At 38.8% G+C, this 17,867-nt stretch carries 15 protein-coding genes; 7 read left to right on the top strand and 8 right to left on the bottom strand.

Annotated features, from left to right (window positions below):
• Positions 1 to 36 precede the first annotated feature (36 nt).
• Entirely contained in the window at positions 37 to 888 is an 852-nt protein-coding gene (locus L0B53_RS16800; RefSeq protein WP_235060742.1) for a MalM family protein, read from the top strand.
• Between the two features lie 259 nt (positions 889 to 1,147).
• On the opposite strand, the gene L0B53_RS16795 is transcribed toward L0B53_RS16800, so the two are convergent.
• The 3 genes from L0B53_RS16795 to znuC all read right to left on the bottom strand — a co-directional run bounded on the left by L0B53_RS16795 (position 1,148) and on the right by znuC (position 5,212).
• Complete coding sequence (locus tag L0B53_RS16795) at positions 1,148 to 2,503, bottom strand: carbohydrate porin (RefSeq protein ID WP_235060741.1); 1,356 nt, start codon at positions 2,501 to 2,503, stop codon at positions 1,148 to 1,150.
• A gap of 1,156 nt (positions 2,504 to 3,659) precedes the next feature.
• Entirely contained in the window at positions 3,660 to 4,442 is a 783-nt protein-coding gene (znuB, locus tag L0B53_RS16790; protein ID WP_235060740.1) for a zinc ABC transporter permease subunit ZnuB, read from the bottom strand.
• 8 nt (positions 4,443 to 4,450) lie between these two features.
• Complete coding sequence (znuC, locus tag L0B53_RS16785) at positions 4,451 to 5,212, bottom strand: zinc ABC transporter ATP-binding protein ZnuC (protein ID WP_235060739.1); 762 nt, start codon at positions 5,210 to 5,212, stop codon at positions 4,451 to 4,453.
• 96 nt (positions 5,213 to 5,308) lie between these two features.
• On the opposite strand from znuC, the gene znuA reads away from it, so the two are divergent.
• The 4 genes from znuA (at position 5,309) to L0B53_RS16765 (ending at position 9,176) form a co-directional block, all read left to right on the top strand.
• Positions 5,309 to 6,211: a zinc ABC transporter substrate-binding protein ZnuA gene (gene znuA / locus L0B53_RS16780; protein ID WP_235060738.1), complete on the top strand. Its 903-nt coding sequence runs from the start codon at positions 5,309 to 5,311 to the stop codon at positions 6,209 to 6,211.
• A 216-nt stretch (positions 6,212 to 6,427) separates the two neighbouring features.
• Positions 6,428 to 6,652 (top strand): FeoA family protein, encoded by a 225-nt coding sequence (locus tag L0B53_RS16775; RefSeq protein WP_235060737.1) that lies wholly within the window; start codon positions 6,428 to 6,430, stop codon positions 6,650 to 6,652.
• Positions 6,653 to 6,654: 2 nt separating this feature from the next.
• Complete coding sequence (gene feoB / locus L0B53_RS16770) at positions 6,655 to 8,937, top strand: Fe(2+) transporter permease subunit FeoB (protein WP_235060736.1); 2,283 nt, start codon at positions 6,655 to 6,657, stop codon at positions 8,935 to 8,937.
• Positions 8,934 to 9,176, top strand: coding sequence for a FeoC-like transcriptional regulator (locus L0B53_RS16765; RefSeq protein WP_235060735.1), 243 nt, complete (start codon positions 8,934 to 8,936; stop codon positions 9,174 to 9,176). Before feoB ends, L0B53_RS16765 begins: the two co-directional genes overlap by 4 nt.
• A 326-nt stretch (positions 9,177 to 9,502) precedes the next feature.
• Here L0B53_RS16765 and L0B53_RS16760 read toward each other — a convergent pair whose 3' ends face one another.
• Together L0B53_RS16760 and argS are read right to left on the bottom strand one after the other, a co-directional pair.
• Positions 9,503 to 9,937 carry an HIT domain-containing protein gene (locus L0B53_RS16760; protein ID WP_235060734.1) on the bottom strand — a complete coding sequence of 145 codons (435 nt, stop codon included), beginning with the start codon at positions 9,935 to 9,937 and terminating at the stop codon, positions 9,503 to 9,505.
• 133 nt (positions 9,938 to 10,070) lie between these two features.
• Positions 10,071 to 11,804, bottom strand: coding sequence for an arginine--tRNA ligase (argS, locus tag L0B53_RS16755; protein ID WP_235060733.1), 1,734 nt, complete (start codon positions 11,802 to 11,804; stop codon positions 10,071 to 10,073).
• A gap of 415 nt (positions 11,805 to 12,219) precedes the next feature.
• On the opposite strand from argS, the gene L0B53_RS16750 reads away from it, so the two are divergent.
• Together L0B53_RS16750 and L0B53_RS16745 are read left to right on the top strand one after the other, a co-directional pair.
• Positions 12,220 to 13,578, top strand: a complete 1,359-nt coding sequence (locus L0B53_RS16750; RefSeq protein ID WP_235060732.1) for an MATE family efflux transporter — start codon at positions 12,220 to 12,222, stop codon at positions 13,576 to 13,578.
• Between the two features lie 74 nt (positions 13,579 to 13,652).
• On the top strand, positions 13,653 to 14,243 hold the full coding sequence (locus tag L0B53_RS16745; RefSeq protein ID WP_235060731.1) for a VOC family protein: 591 nt from the start codon (positions 13,653 to 13,655) through the stop codon (positions 14,241 to 14,243).
• Between the two features lie 129 nt (positions 14,244 to 14,372).
• Here L0B53_RS16745 and L0B53_RS16740 read toward each other — a convergent pair whose 3' ends face one another.
• From L0B53_RS16740 to L0B53_RS16730, 3 genes are all read right to left on the bottom strand, one after another.
• Complete coding sequence (locus tag L0B53_RS16740; protein ID WP_235060730.1) at positions 14,373 to 15,335, bottom strand: alpha-L-glutamate ligase-like protein; 963 nt, start codon at positions 15,333 to 15,335, stop codon at positions 14,373 to 14,375.
• Between the two features lie 5 nt (positions 15,336 to 15,340).
• A complete protein-coding gene (locus tag L0B53_RS16735; protein WP_235060729.1) occupies positions 15,341 to 16,846 on the bottom strand; it encodes an inactive transglutaminase family protein in 1,506 nt (501 codons plus the stop codon).
• Positions 16,847 to 16,959: 113 nt separating this feature from the next.
• Positions 16,960 to 17,859, bottom strand: coding sequence for an ATP-dependent zinc protease (locus L0B53_RS16730; protein WP_235060728.1), 900 nt, complete (start codon positions 17,857 to 17,859; stop codon positions 16,960 to 16,962).
• Positions 17,860 to 17,867 lie beyond the last annotated feature (8 nt).

The following is a 17,867-nucleotide window of genomic DNA, read 5'->3' as shown; positions in this document are numbered from 1 at the left end:
AATAAAAATTTGTATCTCAATATTAGAGGCTACCCAATGAAAAAAACGTTACTCTCTCTTGTTATTGCAACCAGTTTTCTTGTTGGTTGCAGCAGTGCTCCATCGTCTCAACAACAAACGGCTGACGCACAAAAAACGGTAGTACAAAAAGCACCGCTAACCCATTTATCGGCATTAACTTGGCAACCTGTTAGTGTTCCTCAAGAACTTGACTTTAATATTAATAATCAAAATCAACGTTTAAATAGTGATTCAATTCAAAGCACTGTCGTTGCATATAGCTTCCCAGCTAATATTGGCGCCATTAAGTTTCGCTTAGATAGCTATGTGGTGACAGAAGATCTTGATCTGTCAACGGTTTATGTTCCAAATGTTGTGATTCTCGATCAAAATAATAAAGTGTTAGAAACGATAGACTCTAAAAATTTCGAATATAAAAAAGCCAAGTTATTTAACTCTAATCGCTTAAGTGGTGACTTTACCTTTACGCCGACAACAGACATGACTGAGCTAAAAGTCCTGATTTATACCACCAAACAAGATTTAGCAACAACGACTCAATTATTTAATCCTCGTGAAGATACAGACAGAAATTACGGTAATTTACCGATGCCATCTAAAGCCTCATTAACGGCTCATCATGTGGAAACAGGTAAACTCTATTTATCGGCAGATCCCTTAAATAAAGTGATTATTCAACAAGCTGAGCCTGTGAAAGTGACCCCACCAAAGCCAGTGCAAAATGAGACTAAGCTTTTTTACACCTCGGCGATTCAACAAGCCGTTGCCGACAATCAAATAGAAAAAGCGATGTCGCTGGTGGATGAAGCGCAACGATTAGGGATTTCTGACGCCAAACAAACATTTATTGATGCGGTGAAGAAATAAAAGAGAACAAGTCAGATTATTATCTTCTAAATAACAAGAGTGCTTCTGTTGAGTGCTCTTTTTTATTTGTCACTTTATATTGGGTTACTGAATAACCTAATCTGCATGGTTTGAATTGAAGGAATATCCAGATCAAGAAAACCCGATAAAGCGAATGTACTTTATCGGGTTTATTTGGACTTTTTAACTTTAATTTTTAGCCTTTACTTTTAGCTTCTTACTCCGTTTTACCTTGAGTGAGATTTAGCTAAAGTAGGGATTACCAGCTTGCTTCAAACATTGCACCGAATGTTAGTGCGTAATCATCTGCGCCTTTAGTACCGAAGCTATTACCTTGACCATCATAGTTTGTATCTAGCTTACCGTAAGTGGTGAATAAGCGCAGTACAGGGCTGAAGCTATCATAAGTACCTAGGTTAATGTTTTGTGCCACCGTTGTCTTCCAAGATGAGTTAGTTTCACCCACATCTTTAAAGTCAACTTGGTCATATGCCATATCTAGTTGAGTATTGGTGTACTTATTCCAAGTATACGTTGGGCGAACAATCGCTTGAGTCCAAGCTTGGTCACCAGCAAAGTTGTTATCTTGAACCATGTTGATGTACTCGTAGTTAGCTGAGTACTCAACATGAATTTTGCTAGAAAGCACTACGTCACCAGAAAGTAATACAGCATTAGTCATGCCCATACCATCATTTGATGAGTCAGTTAATGTCGTACGTGCATTATCACCTAAACGGTAAGTAACTTGCGTCCAACCCATTGCATAATCTTGCTTATAAGTTAACGCTAACTGCCAAGCGTTATCGTTATCGTATTTTTCAGTCTTAGTTTGTTGAACATTAGTTGTATTACCTAACGAATCAGTGCTCGATTCAACTAAAGGGTTACCATTAGCATCGTATAATTTAGCATCTGTTGTATGTTCATCATTAGTATCAAAGCCGTAACCTGCATTTACCGCTAAAGTACCAGAGTTACCTACTTTAAGGTCATGAAGTTTAGCGGTTACAGCATATAAACCATTGTTACCGTTATCACCCGCAGTTAAGCCAAGGTTTAACTTCATGTTAGCTACGGTTAAATCATCGATACCAAAACCGGTACCACTGTTATTCATCCAGTAGTAATCGTTCAAGCCAACATATTCACGGTTCCAACGCTTACCAGCCCAAACATACGCATCTTCTTGACCTTGAATAAGACCATCTGCACCGACATAAACCTGAGCCCAGTTTAATTGGCCATCAGTGTTATCGTAGCTGTTACCACCTGCATAGTAATCATCCGCATAAACAACAACTTCTGCTTTATGGCCATTACCACGATCGTAGCTGCTCTTTAAGCCAAACTCAAAACCCATACCTTCATTACCAAGACGGCCGGTGCTTTGGAATTGAGATCCGGCTGTTTTGATAATATTCTGACCATTTACTTTTGAATCGTTGTTATCATCTGTACCGTAAAGGTCACCTTGGTTTGAGTAACCAATACCCATACGACCATAGCCGTAGAAGTCAAAATCGACATCACCTTTGTCTGCAAAAGCGGCACCAGAAGAGAGAGCAGCAACAATGGCTAATGAAAGTGAGATTTTTTTATTATTAAGCTTCATGCAATAAATTCCTGTGCTAATTATTATATGTAATTAAATTTTTATTAGATATTTAACGTGTCTAATATTTTTATTTGTTTTTATTTAATATTTCGACGAGGAAGAATTTAACGTATTTAAATGAATTAGTTCAAATGCGATAATTAATAATTAGATTGAAATCACAAAAAGAAATTTAATTAATCGCTTAAGGTGATTTCAGTCACAGTTATCTATATTTTAGCTGTATTTTCTTTTTATTTTACTTGGTGAAATTAATTAAATAAACAGTATTGATAGTCTAATTTTTAATTTTAATACTACTTGAAATGTCATGGGTAAGCTTAAGTGCTTGTTTTGGCGTGAATATTTTTCATTGGTAATTCATGCATAGTTATACTTTAGGTTTTAATCAATGTGCCTAAGTTTATTTCATATGTTAATGGAAATTTAGTTATTATAAAATCAAATAATAAATATGGAATTTAATATCTCATATTTGGAATTGTATCAACTGTATATATTACTTGTTTTTCTTTTTTCTTTTTTTATTTGTTTTATCTTTTTCGTTTGAGTTATTAATTAAGTGAAATGTTCGATTTTAAATGGTCAATGTTTTATTTTTGGATTGAAAGTTTTAATTTTAGAGTTGTTTTTAATTAATTGGAATTATTTACATTAAATGAGAATAAACTTGATTTTAAGATTGGCTCTGTTGGTTTTTTAGGCGTGATTTAGTTGTTTTTTAGCTCTTTTTTAGTTCTTTTAGCTTTATTTTAGGTTTGTTTATGCTCGAATTTGCCATGTAGAAGGCTATTGATTGCTTGAGATAGTTGAAAAGAAGTATAGGGTTAATTGCTTAACGTCAAATGGGAGAAGGTGTATGACTTTAGCTTTGCTGATTTGATTTATGCTATACCCAAAGTAATTGGAGCTGCTAGTAGGCGGCAAATGAATGAGGCCCCATGAGTATAGATTTTCTATATGACTGGGGCGAATGAATATCGCCAACAACCTAGCAACTTCAAGTAAGAAGGGTATATAGGATGTTGAGTAGTCTATTTATTCTCATCTCTGGAAATGAAATTGAAGAGGGTGGCTAATGTATAGCTAAAATAATTAGAGTTGCTAGTCGACGGCAAGTGAGCAAGCGCCCACAAGCATAGACAATGATGACTTACTGGGCGCGCTTTAATTGGCTGAGTAAAAATAGGGAAGCCGCAGAGACGACGACCGAGGGTCCTGCTGGTGTGTCGTAGAACCAAGAAAGGCTTAGCCCTAATACCATCGATAACATACCCAATAGAGAGGCGATAACTGCCATTTGTTCAGGTGTATAAGCGAAACGGCGAGCAGTTGCAGCAGGAATGATCAACATCGAGGTGATAATTAATGCCCCAACATATTTCATGGCAACGGCAATGACTAACCCTATTAAGACCATTAATAGCAAGCGCATAAAGTTAATATTGATGCCTTCAACCTCTGCTAATTCTTCACTGACGGTCATTGACAGTAAAGGACGCCAAAATAAAATGAGTAGTAACAAGGTAATGCCACAACCTAAGTAGAGCCAGATTAAGTCGTGATAGCTGACAGCCAATAAGTCACCAAAAAGATAACTCATCAAATCAACCCTAACATTATCTAAAAAGCTGACTGCAACCAAACCAAGAGAGAGGGCGCTATGAGCTAAAATACCTAATAAAGTATCAGTCGCCACGAGTTTCTGTTGTTGAAGCGTGACTAAGAGCACCGCTAATATTAAACAGCAGAGAACTAATGCAAGGTTTAGATTGATATCAAACAGGAGTCCCATCGCAATACCAAGTAGAGAGGCATGGGCAAGAGTGTCACCAAAATAGGACATTTTTCGCCAAACAACGAAAGAGCCAAGGGGGCCAGCAAGAAGAGTAATTGCAAGACCAGCCAATAAAGCAGGAAGAAGAAATTCGATCATGTGATTATTTACTTATGGTTGCAGTGGTTTGTTGAAGACGTCACTTCATCACCAGCCAGATCGTGCTGATGAGTATGATGATGTTGATAAAGAGCGAGCTGTTCAGCATTGTTTTTGCCAAAAAGAGCTAAATATGAAGGGTCATTAGAGATTAACTCAGGTGCACCTTGGCAACATATATGATGATGAAGACATAATACTTTATCTGTTTTCGCCATCACTAAATGGAGATCATGTGAAACCATCATAATGCCGCAGTTAAAAATATCTCTCAGATCACTAATGAGTTGGTACATTTCAACTTGACCATTAACGTCGACCCCTTGAACGGGTTCATCCAATACAAGCAGATCAGGCTGACGTAATAATGCCCTTGCTAATAGGACACGTTGCATCTCACCACCAGATAACCCATGAAGGTTTGAGTCCATTAAGTGTTCGGCTTTGACTGCTTTTAAAGCATCTAGTCGTTGTTGTTTATTATAACGTCCAGCTAGCTGTAAGAAGCGGTCGGTTCGAAGTGGTAAAGATTCATTAAGTTGCAACTTTTGAGGGACATAACCAATTTTTAGTTTTTTGTCTTTAATGACTTTTCCGCTGGTGGGTTTGACTAAACCTAAAATTGTTTTGATTAAGGTTGATTTCCCTGCACCATTTGGTCCCACTACGGTGGCAATCTCTTTTCGATCTAAGGTAAAAGAGACCTTATCTAAGACATCTCTTTGATGATAAGTCACCGTGACATTTTTTAATTCAATTAAATGGTTCATGATTTGGAGCTCTTAAGAGAATAATTATCGTTTGCAATCTTCAATTGTTATAATGTAACATCTTTCATCAATAATGTCTTTATGGAGAGAGTGAATATGTTGAGAGTCTTAATTGTTTTTTTATCGAGTTGGTTTTTATTATTACCCATTGCGAAAGCTGAGCCATTGAAGGTAATCACATCAGTAAAACCACTGGCTTTTATTGTCGATGAAATTGTTGGAGATAAGGGAACTAACCAAGTATTAATTGGTACTAATGCCTCTCCCCATGATTATGCGTTAAAACCGTCAGACATTAAAAAATTAACTCAAGCCGATATGATTGTTTGGGTTGGCCCTGATCTAGAAGGCTTTATCTCTTCGGCATTGAAAGGCCGAACTCAAGGCGTATTAACTCTACAAAATCAAAAAAATATTGATATTGAGTATTTTGGTGAGAAAGAGGGTGAGCACCATGATCATCATCAACATGATGGGCATAATCATACTATTAATGCGCACCTATGGTTGGGGATCCCGCAAGCTAAAGAGATAGCGTTATCTGTTAAAAATCAATTGATTGAAATTGACCCGGAAAATGAAGTTACGTATCAACAGAACTATCAACACTTTATTGCCTCAGTTGACAAAAAAGACCAACAACTTGCAAAGCAGTTAAAGCCGATCGATCAAAGAGGTTATTTTGTTTTTCATGATGCCTATGGTTATTTTGAAGACTATTACCACTTAAACAATTTAGGTCATTTTACTGTTGATCCTAGCCGTAAACCCGGAGCGAGAACATTAGCTAAAATTAAAAGCCAGATCTTAAATAATAATGCAAAATGTGTTTTCCGCGAACCTCAGTTTGAACCAGCACTGGTTACTTCAGTTGTTTCTGGGACGGATGTAAAGGTGGGGGTACTTGATCCATTAGGTATTGATATTCCGCGTGGAGAAGGGGCTTATTTAAACTTTTTACAATCTTTAGCCGATGAGTTTAACCGTTGTCTTAAGTGATAATTTATTTTTCAAAAATTAAAGGTAGATGGTGTGTTTTTAATATACCTCTACCTTTTTGATTTATATTGGCTTATGTAACATTTTCTACAATAAGTGAGTTAGGGGTAACCATAATATTTTTCTTTATTGATATAGATCATTTGAGTATTTGTTTTAAATGACTAGAATAGAGACAAATTACGAATGAAAATAATTATCATTAGAGGTTTTGTTATGGTTCTATCTGAATTAGCACATGGGAAATCCGCCCGAGTTACCGGGCTTAACCGTCTACCAGTTGCTACACGTAAAAAATTGATGGTTATGGGATTGTTACCAGCAACAGAGATTTCTGTTGTACGCCGTGCGCCTTTAGGTGATCCATTACAAGTTCGAGTGCGTGGTGTTGATATCGCTATTCGCAAAAAGATGGCCGAAATGATTGATGTGGAGGCTTAAGAATGGAATATCAAGTATTAACGGTTGGTAACCCAAACAGCGGTAAAACAACCCTTTTTAATGCATTAACCGGTGCAAAACAGTATGTAGGCAACTGGGCGGGTGTAACGGTTGAGAAAAAAACCGGTAAATATAGCTGCTCGGGTGACAACTTTTCATTAACGGATTTGCCGGGTATTTATGCATTAGATAGCGGTAATGACGAAAACAGCCTCGATGAATCTATCGCCTCTCGTGCAGTGATTACTTACCCTGCTGATGTGATTATTAATGTTGTCGATGCTTCATGTCTTGAGCGTAGCCTTTATACGACACTTCAGTTACGTGAATTAGGCCGTCCAATGGTGATCATCCTTAATAAGATGGATGTGCTTGAGCGTCAACGTCAAAAAATTGATATTAAACAGTTAGAGAAACAGTTAGGTTGCCCCGTTTTCGCTCTTTCTGCAAATAATAAACAACAAGTCCAAGAGTTTAAAAACAAACTCCATAAGCTTTTAGTTCAAGGTATTACGACTTCACCCATTAACCTTGATTATGGTCAAGACATTGAAGATGCCTTAACTGAACTGTCACCGCTATTTAATGATGATACGATTTCACCTCGTGCTCATGCAATTAGAGCAATAGAAAATGATGTTCTGATTTTAAATACCTTAGATGATGCTGATCGTGCAAGTGCAATTAATGTCAGAAATCGAGTGGCTGTCGATATCGATCCTGATATGCAAGTTGCTGATGTTCGTTTTACTTTTTTACATGGCTTATGTAAATCAGTTCGTCGTCAAGAAGGTAAGTTTAGCCGTACTTTAAGTGATAAGATTGATAGCGTATTATTAAACAAGTGGGTAGGTATTCCTTTCTTCTTCGTTGTTATGTACAGCATGTTCTTATTTGCGATTAATATCGGCAGTGCATTTATTGATTTCTTTGATATTGGTGCAGCGACTATCTTTGTTGATGGTACTCATTACCTTTTTGATAATCATCTTCCAATTTGGTTAGTGACGGTACTTGCAGATGGTATTGGTGGAGGTATTCAGACTGTTGCAACCTTTATTCCTGTGATTGGTTGTTTATATCTGTTTTTAGCGGTATTAGAAAGCTCAGGTTACATGGCACGTGCTGCGTTTGTTCTTGATAAAGTGATGCAGAAAATAGGTCTTCCGGGTAAAGCATTTGTTCCGTTAGTTCTTGGTTTTGGGTGTAATGTTCCGGCAATCATGGCAACGCGAACCTTAGATCAAGAGCGTGAACGTAAATTGGCAGCATCAATGGCACCATTTATGTCATGTGGTGCACGTCTCCCTGTTTATGCGTTATTTGCTGCGGCGTTCTTCCCTTCAAGTGGTCAGAATGTGGTATTTGGTCTTTATCTATTAGGTATTCTTGCGGCAGTATTTACCGGTTTTATTCTTCGTAAAACGCTTTATCCTGGTTCAAGTGACAGCTTAATTATGGAGATGCCAGATTACGAATTACCCACCATGCGTAATGTATTAATTAAAACGTGGCAGAAACTAAACAAGTTTGTGACTGGTGCAGGTAAAACGATTGTTATCGTTGTGACTATCTTAAGTTTCTTCAATTCGATGGGAACTGATGGCTCATTTGGTAATGAAGATAGCCATAATTCTGTATTATCAAAAGCGGCAATGATTGTGACACCTGTTCTGAAGCCAATTGGTATTCAAGAAGATAACTGGCAGGCTACTGTGGGTATTATTACTGGGATCTTTGCAAAAGAAGCGGTAGTAGGGACGTTAAATAATCTTTATTCACCAAGCAGCGAGTTAGATCAGAGTGAATACAGCTTAATGGGTGGTTTAACGGAAGCTGTTCAGACTATCCCTGATAACTTAGCGGCAATTAATTACTCCGATCCATTAGGGTTAAATGTGGGTGAAGTTTCTGACATGCATGAAGCTGCGGCAGAGCAGGGCGTAGATGAAACCGTATTTGGTAATATTCAAGCTAAGTTTGTGACACCCGCAGCGGCGTTTGCTTACCTTGTGTTTATCTTACTTTATACTCCTTGTGTTGCTGCCATGGGCGCCTATGTTCGTGAATTTGGTCGTCCATACTCGGCATTTATTGCAAGCTGGACAATGCTATTAGCGGTTATTACTTCGACTATTTGCTATCAGTTTGGCGAGTTATTAGTTTCACCGCTGAGTGCACTTAGCTGGATTATTGGTTCTCTACTACTGCTTGTGGCGAGTTACTTTGGATTAAAGCATCGCGGTAAAAAGCTACAAGCACAACAACAGGTTTCAATATTATGATTCTTAAAGAGCTAAAGGATTACATTGAACAACAAGGCAGGGCAAGCCGTACACAATTAGCAAAGCAGTTTGCGATAAGCCCCGATGGTGTCGATGCAATGCTTGCTCATTGGGTCAAAAAAGGGGAAATTGGTCGAGAACTTCGAGGCAGCCAAGAGAGCAGTTGCTGTCAAGATGCCGATGAGGTGTGGTATCGACCATTAGCGAGTAATGAGCTAAATATTACGGTACTGCGTTAATTCTCTATAACTGATAAAAGAAAGACCTATACTCTTCATACTTGAAGTCGCTAGGTTGTTGGCTGCACTCGTTCGCCCCAATCATATAGTACACCTATACTCATGGGGCCTCACTCATTTGCTGCCTACTAGCGACTCCAATTATTTTAGGTATAACACCTTCGTTAAGAAGCACTGTTAGGTCTTTTTTGTCTTTGTCTAAGCTTATTATTAAAGCCACTTCACCAAAGCTTGTACTATCTTTCCAGCTTAACGCTATTTTTTCTATTAACTGCAGTGGTTATTTTCTATTAATTACAGTCGTTCTTTTTTATTAATGACAATAGTTATTGACTCTTATTTTCTTTAAAACCAGTGATATCTGATAACCCTTCAACCAATGAATCAACTAGCTTCTGCTGTTTCTCAGTGGTTCTAGCGATACCTGAACTATTGCCCCAAACCGGTCCCGGCCATGCAATATCATTTTCAAAGCGAGCAATATGATGAAGGTGGAGTTGAGGAACCATATTGCCTAATGCACCAATATTCATTTTTTTCGGCTGGAAGAGCATCTCCATCATATTCGCAATCGCGCAAGATTCATCCATCAATTGGATCTGCTGTTCGCGGGGTAAATGATGGATTTCGGTTAAGTTTTCAATACGAGGAACAAGAATGATCCAAGGAAGATCTTCATTGATTAATAGCACTTGGCTTAGAGGGAGATCACCTAAATGAACGGTATCTTGAGCTAAGCGAGAGTGGAGAGAAAAACTCATATCTTAAATCCTTAAACTTAAAGTGAAAAAAAGCACCTGAGTCGTTTAGCTCAGACTCGGTGCTTTCTATGATTGATGATAATCTAAACTTATCTCTTTATTTTAAGTGACGACCTAAATAAAAAGGAATAAATTACATTCTTTCTAGTGTTTCAATGCCTAGCAGGTCTAAGCCTTGTTTCAGTGTATTTGCTGTTAATGCTGCAAGCTTTAGACGACTCTGTTTAATGTCATCTTCTGCATTAAGAATTGGGCACGCTTCGTAGAAACTAGAGAACTGGCCTGCTAATTCAAATAGGTAGTTACACATTAAGTGTGGCTGACCTTCACGAGCAACAGATTGTACTGCTTCTTCGAACTGAATAAGTTTTGCTGCTAACGTCTTCTCTTTTTCCTCATTGATGATGATATCGCCCGTTAATGTTGCTGGATCAATATCGGCACGTTTGAAGATCGAAGCTACACGTGTATAAGCATATTGCATGTAAGGTGCGGTGTTACCTTCAAATGCTAGCATGTTGTCCCAATCAAAGATGTAGTCAGTGGTACGGTTCTTTGATAGATCCGCATACTTAACCGCTGCCATGGCGACTGTTTTTGCCACAACCGCTTTTTCTTCTGCTGGCATATCTTTGTTTTTCTCGTCGATCAGTTTGTTTGCACGAACTTCTGCTTCATCCAGAAGAGAGGCTAGACGAACGGTACCACCTGCACGAGTTTTAAATGGACGACCATCTTTACCTAACATCATACCAAATGCATGATGCTCTAAAGAGATCTCTTCTGGAACATAACCGGCTTTACGAACAATGGTCCATGCTTGCATTAGATGCTGGTGTTGACGTGAGTCGATGAAATAAAGAACACGGTCAGCGTTTAATGTTTCGTAACGGTATTTTGCACAGGCAATATCTGTGGTGGTGTAGAGGAAACCGCCATCTTTTTTCTGAACGATAACACCCATTGGATCGCCATCTTTGTTCTTGTACTCATCTAAGTAGACAACTTGTGCGCCTTGGTCTTCGACTGCGATCCCTTTCTCTTTTAGATCGGCAACAATACCAGGAAGCATATCGTTATACATGCTTTCGCCCATGATGTTGTCATTAGTTAGAGAGACATTTAGACGGTCATAGTTGATCTGGTTTTGTACCATTGTGACGTCAACCAGTTTTTTCCACATTTTCAAGCAGAACGGGTCGCCGCCTTGCAGTTTAACCACGTAGTTACGTGCTGTTTCTGCAAAATTTTCATCTTCATCATAAAGCTTTTTAGATTCACGATAAAAAGCCTCTAGATCAGAAAGTTCTAAATCGTTGCTTGATGCATTGGTATTTTCAACACGTTCAAGGTTTGCGATTAGCATACCAAATTGAGTACCCCAATCACCAAGATGGTTAGCGCGGATAACATTGTGACCTAAAAACTCTAAAGTACGAACAACAGCATCACCAATGATGGTTGAACGTAGGTGACCAACGTGCATCTCTTTTGCTACGTTTGGTGCTGAGTAATCAACGACGATATTTTGTTGTGTTTCACTGCTTACACCGATGCGAGAATCAGCCAGTGCTTTATCTGCTTGTTCAGCTAACCATGCAGAGCTTAAGAAAATATTGATGAAACCAGGACCGGCGATTTCTACTTTATCTGCAATGCCATCGAGATCTAAACAATCAATTACTTTCTGCGCAAACTCACGAGGATTACAACCAAGTTTTTTTGCGACACCCATTACGCCATTCGCTTGGTAATCACCAAACTGTGCTTTTGCAGATTGACGTACAGCAGCAGGACTTCCGGCTGGTGCGCCCGCAGCTTCGAGTGCTTTTGATACTTTGTCATTAATTAAGGCTTGAATATTCACTGGGGTATCCTTGGTTGTCTAAGGGGTTTTCTACTTAGATATATACCCTTCTTACTTGAAGCTGCTAGGTTGTTGATGGCGTTCATTCGCCCCAATCATATAGAACATCTATACTCATGGGGTCTCATTCACTTGTCGCCTACTAGCAACTCCAATTACTTTGGGTATAACGATTACAGAATAAAGTTTAGCATGATATCAATTCCCCCTATGCTGGCAATAGTTAATTGCGTTAAATCTCACTTTTTCTTCATACCACAGCGTAATCGAAGGTAAAAAGAGAAATTTTATGCATAGTATGAGGAGTATCTATCATACGTTAATAAATTGATCGAATCTTAGTTATAAAACAAATGAGCCAGATTAGATCGAATAATATGGTGCGTTCTTTCTATGATAAGAGTGTTCGGTATTTATGACCAATAGAGACAACCAAATTTTAACTCAGCCTATTATCCCACTTTTTTTCCGTTTTGTTATTCCCGCTATTTTAGGATTATTAGCCATCTCATCGGCAAGTATTGTCGATGGGATTTTTGTTGGTCGTTATGTCGGTAAACTTGCTATTGCTGGGATTAACCTAATTTTACCTTTGGGATCACTATTTTTTGGTATTGCGGCGATGTTTGCGATCGGTGGTTCAGTGGTGGTAGGAAAATTAATTGGACAGGGAGAGAGAAAAGAAGCCAATAACGTTTTTAGTCGTACCATGATTGCAATCATTTTTATCTCACTGTTTCTTGGTGTGTTAGGTCTGTTTTTTATTAAGCCTTTATTGGCGGTGTTAGGTGCCAATGGTGAGTTATTTGATTATGCGTATCGATACTTGTGGCTCTACTTTATTTTTCAGCCGATGTTAATGGTGGTGGTGGGTTTAAGTTATTTTATTCGAGTTGATGGTTCTCCTCGATATGCTGCTTTTATTATGATCTTAGCGGCAATGGTGAATATATTTCTCGATTGGTTGTTTATTAGTCTATTCGGGTGGGGGATTGAGGGTGCAATTTGTGCGACAGGAGCTTCTTTCTTTATTGGTATGCTGTTTGGCCTATTTTATTTTATTAGTACGCGTTCTAAATTAACGTTCTACCTGTATCAGAAGCAGTGGCTTTCTGTGCTGAAATCAGCGTTTAATGGGTTTTCTGAGTTTATTAATGAGGCCTCTGCGGGTTTGACGATTTTTATCTTTAATTGGGTCATGGTATTAAAGTTTGGTTCTGATGGTGTTGCTGCCTTTGCTATTATTGGTTATTTCTCTTTTATCGGTTTATTAACTTCTTATGCGATCAGTGAAGGTTTGCAGCCCGTTATCGCAATGAATTTAGGGGCAAAGCAATCGATAAGAATTAGATATTTATTAATGATGGCGGTGAGTTGCATCTTATTGGTCTCTATGATGATCATCTTTTTATTGATTAAGGCACCAGATCTATTCGTCAACCTATTTCTGAGAGAAGATGCTGGGGATGTTATGGATATTACATTACGCTTTGTCAGTTATTATTGGCCAGCATTTATTTTTAACGGCATAAATTTATTGATTTCAGGTTATTTAACCGCGATCCATAAGCCGATCCCATCTGCCATTATTGCAAGTAGTCGAAGCTTGGTGCTGCCTGTTGCTTTTCTAGTGATATTGCCGTGGTTTATGGGCGATGATGGGCTCTTTGCCGCGATTTTTATGGCTGAAGCCGTTACCTTTATTATTGCTGGGTACTTCTATTGGCAAAACAGGCCACAAAAATTATTTACTATTGATAAGAATAATTCATAGAATAGATCAAAATAATATATAATGAAGATTGATGAATATTCCATCAATTCGCTCTTATGATAAGTAGGTTTTTTATGGCAGAACAACAGGGGCAACTCTCCCCAACTCAGTTATTAAAGCAACTTCCTGAGTTTAAAAGTAAAGTGGATAAATTAGCAACTTTAATCGGTGTGCCAATTTCTCAATCAGAAGTTGACCATATCGCGGTTAGAATTAATGATTTAGATGTAGCAAAAGAGAGCCACCAACAATGGTTAGCTTATGGTGAAGAGATATCTAATAATCAGATTAATGGTCGTCCGATTGTTGTGATTAAACTTAATGACGCAATCCCATATGGTGATCAGAATATTTCATGTGTAGAACTTCCTTATCCAGGTAAGAAGAGTTATCCCGAGCAAGGTTGGGAACATATTGAATGTGTTGTGAAATGCTCAGCAACAACGGTTGAAGAGCTTATCGTGGCGGCCAAGTTACAATTTCCTATCCTCTCTGAAAAGTGGCCTTCATTGATGTCTGGCGAGTTTGGCTTGAAGGTGAAAATGAGTTCACCAAAAGGCGAAAATGAAAGACTGCCAAATCCAACGATTGCGTTTAAATGGCAGGGTGTATGCATTAAATTGCATACAGCAACGTTGGAAGATGTGATCGCTAGCGAGCAGTAAAAGAATATAATTACTGTTGATACATTTGTTACGAAGTAATAGATATGATTTAACAGCAGATACCTTACTAATAGGAGACGGAACCCTTATTAGTAAGATATTTTATCCTTTCTTATCTTTGATATTCAGTTACTGAACTTGATGACCAAACTGTTTGGCAGACCATGCTACGCGCTCTTCTGGCGTTAATGAACGCATCGAATGATCTAGATTTTCTACCAGATTTAACCTTGGTAATAATCCTGAAGCGTTGGCAATTTGAATGGCTAAACCCGGGCGTGCATTCAACTCTAAGACCATTGGCCCTTGTTCTCTATCTAACACCATATCTGTCCCAATATAACCCAGTTCAGTCATCTCCCACGCACTGGCTGCTAGCGTTAATAATCGATTCCAGTGAGGAACTTTAAGAGTCGCTAGCTCTTTATTGGTATCGGGATGATGAGTCACCGGTAAGTTAAACTGAACGGCACGTACAGCCTCACCAGTTGCAATATCTATCCCAACCCCAACGGCTCCCTGGTGTAAATTTGCTTTACCATCAGATGCGGCAGTAGAAAGACGCATCATTGCCATCACAGGGAAGCCCTGAAAGACGATGACACGAATATCAGGGACACCTTCATAACTGAAGCCATCAAAAACATTATCAAACTTGATTAAGTTTTCAATAACGGCGACATCATTTTTACCACCTAAACTAAATAGCCCGGCTAAGGTATTGGTAACATGGCGTTCAACTTCTAATTTAGAGACCTCGGCACCAGAGGGTTTAATATAGACGCCATCTTTATTTGAGGTGATAACTAAAATTCCTTTACCACCACTGCCTTGAGCGGGTTTGATTACAAAACCCGACCAATCTTTTACCATGTCATGAACATTTTTAACTGCAGCTTGATGCTCTATAACGCCAATAAGTGCAGGAACGGTTGCGCCTGCTTCTTGAGCAATGATTTTAGTTTTTAGCTTATCATCGACCAGCGGGTATTTAGCTCGATCATTATAACGACCGATATAACTAATATTGCGCTGGTTCATCCCCATTATTCCTTTAACTTTTAGCTTTGAAGGAGAGGTAAATGAAAACATAGACGCTACTCCTCAGACAATGGCTTAAAGCGACGAAGTTCACTTAAACGGTAACCTGTATAATTACCTAATAGCAGGATAACCGCCATAATGATTAATTGAACACCGATAAAGTTAAAGGTTAAGTGACGGACGATATCATTGGTCATTGCAATGTAGATAATGATTGCGGTTAACATTGAACCACCCCCTTGAATGAATACCTCTTTGGGGCCTTCCTCTTCCCATAAAATCGACATACGTTCGACTGTCCAAGAGAGAATGATCATCGGGAAGAAAGTAATGGTTAACCCTTCATTTAATCCTAACTTAAAGGCCAATACGGTAAACATCGCGATAATAATGATAACGCTGATTATTACCGCCGATATCCTTGCAACCAGCAGCAAATTGAGCTTGGAGAGGTAGCCACGAATAAATAGACCAGTACCAACAATCAATAAGAAACCGATAATACCGGTAACCAGTTGTGTCTGTACAAAGGCAACGGCAATCAGGACAGGCATGAAAGTACCTGACGTTTTTAAGCCGACAATTACGCGCAAAAAGACCACAATCAGTGCACCAATTGGGATCAGCATGATGGTTTTAAACATCGACTGCTCTTCAAGTGGCAAGGTATGAATTGAGAAATTCAGAAGGTCATCACTGCGGATTTTCTCTTCCGTTGCTTTTTGCGGTGCAATATCTTGAGCAATCATAGAGAAGTGAACTTGGCTATTTTTACCGCCCATAACATCCAAAAGAGATTGACTGTTCTGATTCCAGATAAATAGGTTATCTGTTTTACCTTCAGCCCCTGTTTTAGGGTTGAACAATACCCATTTATTGCCATTCCAGATTTCGATCATGTCCATAATCGATTGACGGCGACGACCATCCTCTAGATTTAATCCCCCTGCAATACGTGCATGGATCTGCTCACGGTGAAGTAAGTTCACAATCATTTCTGGGCGTGATCCACTATGAAGAAGGAGAGCGGCATTTTGATTATCAGGGTTATTAAATTGTTTTATAATTTCACGAGTAAAGGTTTGATTATCAGCAGACTGTTTTTTCGCTTGTTCAATAAGTGCCGTTGCGGCTAAATCTTGAGGACCTGGGAGATTAACAACCGGGATCGGATCAACCGGTTCTTGTTCAGAGTAGTCAGCATTATTATCGGTTAACATCATCGCTTTGTAGTAAAGGGTTTGAGGCCCTTGCGCTTCACGAATCGACCACTCTGTTCTACGGTCTTGCTCATTATCTATGGTTGCCACACCATAACCGGGTGATGAGGTACTTTCATCGATAAGCGTAAAGCCTGATTGAGTGGTTGGTGATGCTAGAGAGACTTTAATTGGGTCACCGTGGGCGTCAAATTGAATTCGCGCTTCTACTTCCCAAACATTACTGTGAGTATTTGGCGTCCAAGGAACACCATAAACATCATGGCGATACCAGTTGAGGCTAAGCCCAACGACCACCAACATGGCGATTAAAAAATAAAAAGGAACTCTTGAAGTCATGACGTCCTCGTCTGTTATTTACTACTATTAAAGTATAAGTAATGGTTGTTTTTATTTCCGTTAAGCTCAATGCATTTCACATTGAGCGTTATCTTATTGATTGCTTGATGAGCTTATTGCTGCTTCTCTGTTGGTTCTTTTTTTGTTGACTCTTGTTTTACTGAGTTTTGAATAACAGGCTCTTGTTTGTCTGTTTTAGGTTTTATTAAGGGTTGTTGAGTGGTCACTGGTGTTGTTTTTTGTTGAATAAATTGCTGACCAACATCGACTAACGCAATATCTTTAAAGAAGTCGCGACCAAGAAGGACTGGATAATCCATCTGAGTTCGATCCGTCAAGGTAAACTGAACTTCTTGATGTAACCCACCTAACTGCATCCAACTGTTGATAACTGGTCGACGAATCGCTTGCTCTGTATTGGATTGGCGGATACGCACCCAACGGACAACTGGGGCTTCGATAATATTCTCTTGTTTTGCGTCCTTATTATCATCCGAAGTCTGATTCGTTGGGCTCGGGACGGTAAAGCGAACCCAAGATTTGCCATCACGTTCAAACTCTTGTATATCGACTGCATCTAATGATGATGTGGTTGCGCCACTATCGACACGGGCTTGATAGTGAGTCCCTACACTGTCTAACCATACCCATTCAACGCTACCAAGAATAATTTTACCTTTGTAAGTCAAGTTACTTTCTTCGATACGTTTTTGACGTTCAAGTTCTTCTTTGCGATTTTGCTCTTCAATTCGTTGTTTGGTTTTTTCTTCCATCGTGAGGAGTTGCTGGTTTAATCCCTCTAACTGCTTACTAAGTGAATCAATCGTTTGATTTTGTTTTTCAATTTTATTATCAACGGTAATTAGTTCTACATGAACTGTATTGATGTCACCGGATAAGGCTTTGTTACCATTATCGACTGTGGTTAATGTCTCTTGATGTCTTAGTTCAGCATTTTGGGTACAACCTGCCAATAAGAGAACGGCAATCATAGCAAAGGGATAACGAGGCATGTTTAACT

Source organism: Vibrio sp. SS-MA-C1-2 (genome assembly GCF_021513135.1).
In the GTDB taxonomy this organism is placed as follows: domain Bacteria; phylum Pseudomonadota; class Gammaproteobacteria; order Enterobacterales; family Vibrionaceae.
This window is presented reverse-complemented; position numbering and strand designations above follow the sequence as displayed.

What these genes read in the sequence shown, in the direction of transcription:
- L0B53_RS16800 (WP_235060742.1), top strand. Translation starts at nt 37, where the DNA reads ATGAAAAAAACGTTACTCTCTCTTGTTATTGCAACCAGTTTTCTTGTT.
- L0B53_RS16795 (WP_235060741.1), bottom strand. Translation starts at nt 2,503, where the DNA reads ATGAAGCTTAATAATAAAAAAATCTCACTTTCATTAGCCATTGTTGCT.
- znuB (WP_235060740.1), bottom strand. Translation starts at nt 4,442, where the DNA reads ATGATCGAATTTCTTCTTCCTGCTTTATTGGCTGGTCTTGCAATTACT.
- znuC (WP_235060739.1), bottom strand. Translation starts at nt 5,212, where the DNA reads ATGAACCATTTAATTGAATTAAAAAATGTCACGGTGACTTATCATCAA.
- znuA (WP_235060738.1), top strand. Translation starts at nt 5,309, where the DNA reads ATGTTGAGAGTCTTAATTGTTTTTTTATCGAGTTGGTTTTTATTATTA.
- L0B53_RS16775 (WP_235060737.1), top strand. Translation starts at nt 6,428, where the DNA reads ATGGTTCTATCTGAATTAGCACATGGGAAATCCGCCCGAGTTACCGGG.
- feoB (WP_235060736.1), top strand. Translation starts at nt 6,655, where the DNA reads ATGGAATATCAAGTATTAACGGTTGGTAACCCAAACAGCGGTAAAACA.
- L0B53_RS16765 (WP_235060735.1), top strand. Translation starts at nt 8,934, where the DNA reads ATGATTCTTAAAGAGCTAAAGGATTACATTGAACAACAAGGCAGGGCA.
- L0B53_RS16760 (WP_235060734.1), bottom strand. Translation starts at nt 9,937, where the DNA reads ATGAGTTTTTCTCTCCACTCTCGCTTAGCTCAAGATACCGTTCATTTA.
- L0B53_RS16750 (WP_235060732.1), top strand. Translation starts at nt 12,220, where the DNA reads ATGACCAATAGAGACAACCAAATTTTAACTCAGCCTATTATCCCACTT.
- L0B53_RS16745 (WP_235060731.1), top strand. Translation starts at nt 13,653, where the DNA reads ATGGCAGAACAACAGGGGCAACTCTCCCCAACTCAGTTATTAAAGCAA.
- L0B53_RS16740 (WP_235060730.1), bottom strand. Translation starts at nt 15,335, where the DNA reads ATGTTTTCATTTACCTCTCCTTCAAAGCTAAAAGTTAAAGGAATAATG.
- L0B53_RS16735 (WP_235060729.1), bottom strand. Translation starts at nt 16,846, where the DNA reads ATGACTTCAAGAGTTCCTTTTTATTTTTTAATCGCCATGTTGGTGGTC.
- L0B53_RS16730 (WP_235060728.1), bottom strand. Translation starts at nt 17,859, where the DNA reads ATGCCTCGTTATCCCTTTGCTATGATTGCCGTTCTCTTATTGGCAGGT.